We start from the raw sequence: 4,559 nt of genomic DNA, 5'->3' as shown, positions 1-4,559 counted from the left end.
TTTTGAGAGATGTTCGGGATTTCTTTGAGATTGCGAGCAGACTGGTTCGTATTTTGTTCGCCATTTATTCGACTCGTTTTCGTCTTGTGGTCGAAGCCGAGTCGAAGAACAGTCGAAGAACAGTCGAAGCGCACCCGAACCAATCCCGGAGTTGTTCCCTATCATTATCGAACCATTGCCCAAGCATGCTCGAGAAGACTAAGGACTTTTACGGACTTCCATGGACTTTCACGGACTTCTTTGGACTTTTAGCTTATACCTTCTTCGTAATAAAGCATAAAATTTCTACATCACTAAAAAAAAGATCAAGTTATCTACGGCAAGAACCTTTCTCCGCAAATTCGAGTTTTATTGGACTGCCCTTCGGGTCTGCTTCGCCCCTTCCTCGGGTAGTTTATACTAATCCTCTACTATGCCTATACTCCGCCTCTACTGTTTATGTAGAGGAAAGGTAGACAAACAGTAGAGGCACAATAGACAATTCCCGAAGCCTTTCCGAAGAAAGGGCGAATAAGTTACGAACCATTACCTAACGATACCGGAAGAAATTTCGCATTCTATTACCCTTATAAATGGTGGCTGCAGTGCAATAATTTACGGTTAAAAACCGAATTAGCATTGACTGTCATGTCATACCGCTATATCAGATTAAACACAAGTAATATAGAAGCAGCAAACAGAACAAATAAGCCTGTTAAGAAGATGATATCGGCAATATTTTCCAGTCTTTTAACTTCCCTTAGATCACCTCTTTTCATCGCAATAAAGGAAATAATACAGCTGGACATAAATATGAAAATAGCAATAGCGGCACATTCATCAATTAAACTTCCCTCTGTGAGTTTCATCGTTTTTATTGTCGTTAAGACCAGAAAACAAATTCCCAGTAAATTGGCTGAAGTATTTAAAATATGAGAAGTCCGCCCCGAGCTGTCTCTTTTATCTCTGTTATGATTTGAATCCATGGTCTATTTTCATTTACAAACAAAGTAATAATTTCTTTGTTCTTTTACTGATAGCTAAATATCCATTTAAAGGATATTTCTTGCTTAATTAAAATCTTATAATTTAAACCTCAAATGTTACAGCATTAATTTTTGTCTAAAGAGGGATATTTGTATAGGTTAATTTAAAGCAGATTATGAATCAAAAATATCAAATATCCGGCATGACTTGCAATGGATGTCGCACAAATGTCGAAGATAAGCTAAATGAGATACCAGGTGTAAAAGCTACTGTTACGTTAGCTCCACCGGAAGTCATTATTGATAGTGAAGATCGTGTTGATGTAGATGAATGCAATAAAGCACTTTCAGAAATTGGTGATTACCACATTGTGCAAAACAATAGTTATCACAACGGAAAGAACTCAGTCTATCATAAAGCAGATGATCAATCGAAAAAAAGTGCAGTAGCTGTTTCAGGCAAATACATTTGCCCCATGTTCTGTGAGGGTCAGGATAAAACGTACGATTTACCGGGCTCCTGTCCTGTATGTGGTATGCATTTAGTACCCGCAGAATCATTATCGGAAAATAAACATACACAGGATGAAAGTGCAAACGCCTCTTGCTGTTCATCAAAAAATAACGGAGAACAGATAAACCAAACGGTGGAAAAGTCATCAGGTAAATACATCTGTCCTATGTTCTGTGAAGGTCATGATAAAACGTACGATCAAGAAGGTTCCTGCCCCATATGTGGGATGCATTTAGTACCTGTTGAGTCATTATCGGAAAATAAACACACACAGGATGAAAGTGCGAACGCCTCTTGCTGTTCATCAAAAAATAAAGATGAACAGATAGTCCAAAATGCAGGCGCACCATCAGGTAAATATATCTGTCCTATGTTTTGTGAAGGTCATGATAAAACTTACGACCAAAAAGGTTCCTGCCCTGTTTGTGGTATGTTTCTCGTTCCAGTTGAATCTTTAGCTGATAAAGCAGATAAGCATCACCATGATACTAAATCCACAGGCTTTTCTTCGCATGAAAAAGTGGGCACTCCAAAGGTCACGGCCAGTTCAGCGGGTAAATATTATTGTCCTATGATGTGTGAGGGCGAGAAACTGTATGATAAACCAGGATCCTGTCCAGTCTGTGGTATGAACTTAGAGAAAATGCCAGAAAAGAAAGCAGCTTTAACTTACAGCTGTCCGATGCATCCAGAAGTTCAAAGTGATAAACCGGGTTCTTGTCCCATCTGTGGTATGGATTTAGTAGCAAATGCCGACACAGAGGAAGATGATCACACATATCAAACACTGAAAAAGAAATTTTGGGTAGCGCTGTTATTCACCGTTCCCTTATTTATATTATCAATGGGTGAAATGATTCCTGGCAACCCGATCGGGCAAGTCATCACACCAAAGATGTCAGGCTGGATCCAGTTATTTTTAACCATTCCAGTTGTTTTTTATGCCACTTGGATGTTTTTTGAGCGTGCTTGGACCTCTTTCAAAACTTGGAACTTAAATATGTTCAGCTTGATAGGTCTAGGTGCCGGAGCAGGATTTTTATACAGCGTAGTGGCTTTATTCTTTCCATCCCTATTTCCGGATGCATTATTAGGTCATCATGGTCAGGTTGCACTATATTTTGAGTCTGTTGCCGTTATCTTAACGCTGGTACTATTGGGACAACTAATGGAAGCGAAAGCACATTCAAGAACGAATTCAGCTATTAAAGAACTTATAAAACTTCTCCTGCAGAAGCTAATCTAGTTGAAAATGGAGTGGAAAAGAAAATTTCGGTCGCAGACATCCAGTTAGAACAAATTTTACGCGTTAAACCAGGAGAAAAGATTCCTGTAGACGGAGAAATAACTTCTGGACATAGCTCGATTGACGAATCCATGCTAACGGGGGAACCGGTTCCTGTCGATAAAAATGAAGGCGATAAAGTGAGTGCTGGAACGATTAACGGTAATCAGTCATTCTTAATGAAAGCCAACCGTGTCGGTGATGATACACTATTGGCACAAATTATTGAAATGGTCAATAGTGCAAGCCGAAGTAAAGCACCAATACAGAAGTTAACCGATCGTGTATCCCGCATATTCGTTCCTATAGTAATTGCCATCGCTATTTTAACATTTGTCGTCTGGATGATCTATGGAGTAGAATCTAAACTGGCCTTTGCCTTAGCCAATGCTTTGGCGGTTCTTATCGTAGCCTGTCCATGTGCTCTGGGGCTTGCAACACCGATGTCGGTCATGGTGGGAATCGGTAAAGGTGCAAAAATGGTATCTTGATAAAGAATGCGGAAGCGCTCGAAAAGCTAGATAAAGTGAATGTACTGGTGACAGATAAAACCGGAACCATAACCGAAGGAAGGCCGAGTTTGGAAGAGGTATTCAGTACCTCAGACAGTACGGTTGATGAATTGTTGATCTTGGCAGCTTCAGTGAATGCCAATAGCTCCCACCCTTTAGCCGAAGCGGTAGTGAAGAAAGCAAAGGAGTCAAAACTAACATTAAAAGAGACAGATCGCTTTGATACCATAAACGGTAAAGGTGTTATTGGTTATATTGCCAATGATAAAGTGCTTCTTGGAAATGAATCGTTGTTATTGGACGATGGTATTGCGATCAGCGAAAGCGTTAAAGAACAAGTTGCTGTAGAACAGGAAAAAGGCCGTACAGTATCTTACTTAGCTAAAGGAACAACACTGTTAGGTTATCTCGTTATTGCCGATAAAATAAAAGATACGGCAAAACAGGCTATCCATTACCTGATGGATCATGGTGTTGATGTGATTATGTTAACAGGTGACAATGCCAAAACAGCCAAAGCTGTAGCGGATGAACTGGGTATTAAACACTTTAAAGCACAAGCGCTACCAGAAGATAAGTTGATGGAGATTAAAAAGCTGCAACAGGAAAATAAAGTAGTCGCAATGACTGGTGACGGTATCAATGATGCTCCAGCATTAGCACAGGCAGATATAGGTATTGCAATGGGTACAGGTACTGATGTGGCTATCGAGAGTGCTGAAGTAACCTTATTGAAAGGCGACTTAATGGGTGTTGCCAAAGCTAAAATACTGAGTCATAAATTAGTGCGCAATATTAAACAGAACCTACTCTTTGCCTTCCTTTATAATGTTTTAGGCATTCCGATTGCTGCAGGTATTTTATACCCTGCTTTTGGTATCTTGTTATCGCCAATGCTTGCTGCCGCAGCAATGAGCCTAAGCTCAGTATCCGTTATCCTCAATTCATTACGATTGAATGCGGTCAATATCGATGCGAAATAAATTTTAATAAAAACATATAGCTGTCCATCACAGCTGAAAAATAGCCTCTTTTTTAAGAGGCTATTTTTCTAAATTAAATGATCATGTACGAAGAACCTCATAGTAACTATAAAAAAGTATTGGCCTATCTGTTAGCTACGCTACTGATCTTCGCTTTACTGAGTTTGGCTTTCCTTACCACAATGGTATGGCCTATGATGGATTTAAAAATAGCTTATTTAGGCCTGCTCTGTGTGATTACGCTGACAGGAAGTTTAGGCTATGCATTCTGTAGTTGCAATACTTCGAATTCTACTGAAA

Annotated in this window: 5 protein-coding genes; 4 read left to right on the top strand and 1 reads right to left on the bottom strand. The window is 39.6% G+C overall.

All coding sequences use genetic code 11. The features are described 5' to 3' along the window. Positions 1-638 precede the first annotated feature (638 nt). A complete protein-coding gene (locus L950_RS34585; RefSeq protein ID WP_231577848.1) occupies positions 639-848 on the bottom strand; it encodes a hypothetical protein in 210 nt (69 codons plus the stop codon). A 293-nt stretch (positions 849-1,141) separates the two neighbouring features. Between L950_RS34585 and L950_RS34580 the strand changes: the two genes are divergently transcribed. The 4 genes from L950_RS34580 to L950_RS24205 all read left to right on the top strand — a co-directional run. Next, positions 1,142-2,725 carry a heavy metal-binding domain-containing protein gene (locus L950_RS34580; protein WP_231577847.1) on the top strand — a complete coding sequence of 528 codons (1,584 nt, stop codon included), beginning with the start codon at positions 1,142-1,144 and terminating at the stop codon, positions 2,723-2,725. Between the two features lie 11 nt (positions 2,726-2,736). Next, the gene (locus L950_RS36015) at positions 2,737-3,255 is read left to right on the top strand and encodes an HAD-IC family P-type ATPase (protein WP_262507193.1); all 519 of its coding nucleotides are present in this window, start codon (positions 2,737-2,739) and stop codon (positions 3,253-3,255) included. Next, a complete protein-coding gene (locus tag L950_RS34575) occupies positions 3,252-4,259 on the top strand; it encodes an HAD-IC family P-type ATPase (protein WP_262507192.1) in 1,008 nt (335 codons plus the stop codon). Before L950_RS36015 ends, L950_RS34575 begins: the two co-directional genes overlap by 4 nt. Before the next feature lie 83 nt (positions 4,260-4,342). Next, a partial coding sequence (locus L950_RS24205; protein ID WP_156169848.1) for a hypothetical protein occupies positions 4,343-4,559 on the top strand: 217 nt, incomplete at its 3' end.

The sequence above is a fragment of the Sphingobacterium sp. IITKGP-BTPF85 genome (assembly GCF_001006065.1).
Lineage (GTDB): Bacteria > Bacteroidota > Bacteroidia > Sphingobacteriales > Sphingobacteriaceae > Sphingobacterium > Sphingobacterium anhuiense.
The sequence above is the reverse complement of the archived record's forward strand: the minus strand, read 5'-3'. Positions and strand labels throughout refer to the sequence as shown.